The organism is Micromonospora tarensis, from assembly GCF_016803395.1.
In the GTDB taxonomy this organism is placed as follows: Bacteria; Actinomycetota; Actinomycetes; order Mycobacteriales; family Micromonosporaceae; genus Micromonospora; species Micromonospora tarensis.
Window position 1 is genome coordinate 1 of the sequence record NZ_JAEVHL010000488.1, and the last position, 1,641, is coordinate 1,641.

A 1,641-nucleotide genomic window follows, 5' to 3' on the forward strand; every position below is an offset into this window, starting at 1 on the left:
CGGCCGGGGCGGCGACGGGCCGGGTCGCGGGTGCGGCGGTGGCCGGCGCTGGCGCGGCCAGGGCGAGCAGCGGCGTCAACAGCAGGACGCCGGTGCGGTGGGCGGATCGTCTGCGGGTACGCATGGACGACAGTCAACCCGGCCATGAATAGAAGTTTCAAGACCTGTCGACCGAACCGAAGGAAAATTCCAGGCACGGTGGGCGGACGCGACGAAGGGGCACGGCCGCGTCGGCCGTGCCCCTTCGTCGTCGGTCACCCGGGGTTGGTCACTCCCCCGGCGTCGACTTCGCGATCTGCATCAGGAACTCGATGTTGGTCCGGGACTGCTTGAGCCGGTCCAGCAGAAGATCCATCGCGGCCTGCGAGTCCAGCGAGTGCAGCACCTTCCGGAGCTTGTGGATGATGGCCAGCTCCTCGGGTGCGAGCAGGACCTCTTCCTTACGCGTACCGGACGGGTTGATGTCGATGGCCGGGAAGGTCCGCTTGTCGGCGATCTTCCGGTCCAGCTTCAACTCCGCGTTACCGGTGCCCTTGAACTCCTCGAAGATGACCGTGTCGGCCATGGACCCGGTCTCCACCAGCGCCGTGGCGATGATGGTCAACGACCCGCCGTTCTCGATGTTGCGGGCCGCGCCGAGGAAGCGCTTCGGCGGGTAGAGCGCGGTGGAGTCGATACCACCCGACATGATCCGGCCACTGGCCGGCGCCGCCAGGTTGTACGACCGACCGAGCCGGGTCACCGAGTCGAGCAGCACGACCACGTCGTGTCCAAGCTCGACCAGCCGCTTGGCTCGCTCGATGGCCAGCTCCGCGACAGTGGTGTGGTCCTGCGGCGGACGGTCGAACGTGGCCGCGATGACCTCGCCTTTGATCGACCGCTGCATGTCGGTGACCTCTTCGGGCCGCTCGTCCACCAGCACCACCATCAGGTGGCACTCCGGGTTGTTGCGGGTGATCGCGTTCGCGATCGCCTGCAGCACCATCGTCTTACCCGCCTTCGGCGGAGACTGGATGAGCGCCCGCTGGCCCTTGCCGATCGGCATGACCAGGTCGATGACCCGGGTGGTCAGGATGTGCGGCTCGGTCTCCAGCCGCAGGCGCTCCTGCGGGTAGAGCGGGGTGAGCTTGTAGAACTCGGGCCGACGCCGCGCCTCCTCCGGCTCCATCCCGTTGATCGTGTCCAGCCGCATCAGCGGGTTGTACTTGTCCCGCCGCTGGTCGCCGCTGTTGCCACCCTCGCGGGCCGCCCGCACCGCGCCGGTGATCGCGTCACCACGGCGCAGGCCGTACTTCTTGATCTGGGACATCGAGACGTACACGTCGTTCGGGCCGGCCAGGTAGCCGGTGGTCCGCACGAAGGCGTAGTTGTCCAGCACGTCGATGATGCCGGCCACCGGGACGAGCACGTCGTCCTCGCCGACCTGGGGCTCCCGCCCACCGGTGTCGCCACCGGTCTCGGCGCGCTCGCCACGCCCACGGCGACGGTCCCGGAAACGGCTGCGCCGGCCACGCCGACCGCCGCCCTCGCCGTCGTCGTCGTCGCTGTCCCGCTCGGCGCGCTGACCACGGTCATTGCGGTCATTGCGATCGTTACGGTCACCGCGATCGTTGCGCTCGGCCCGCTCGACCCGCTCGGCCC

1 protein-coding gene is annotated in these 1,641 nt (G+C 68.9%); it reads right to left on the reverse strand.

Translation table 11 applies throughout. The annotated features are described in order from the left end of the window. Window positions 1-268 precede the first annotated feature (268 nt). Window positions 269-1,641 (reverse strand): transcription termination factor Rho (gene rho / locus JM949_RS35815; protein WP_203152456.1); only part of this gene is annotated, 1,373 nt, incomplete at its 5' end.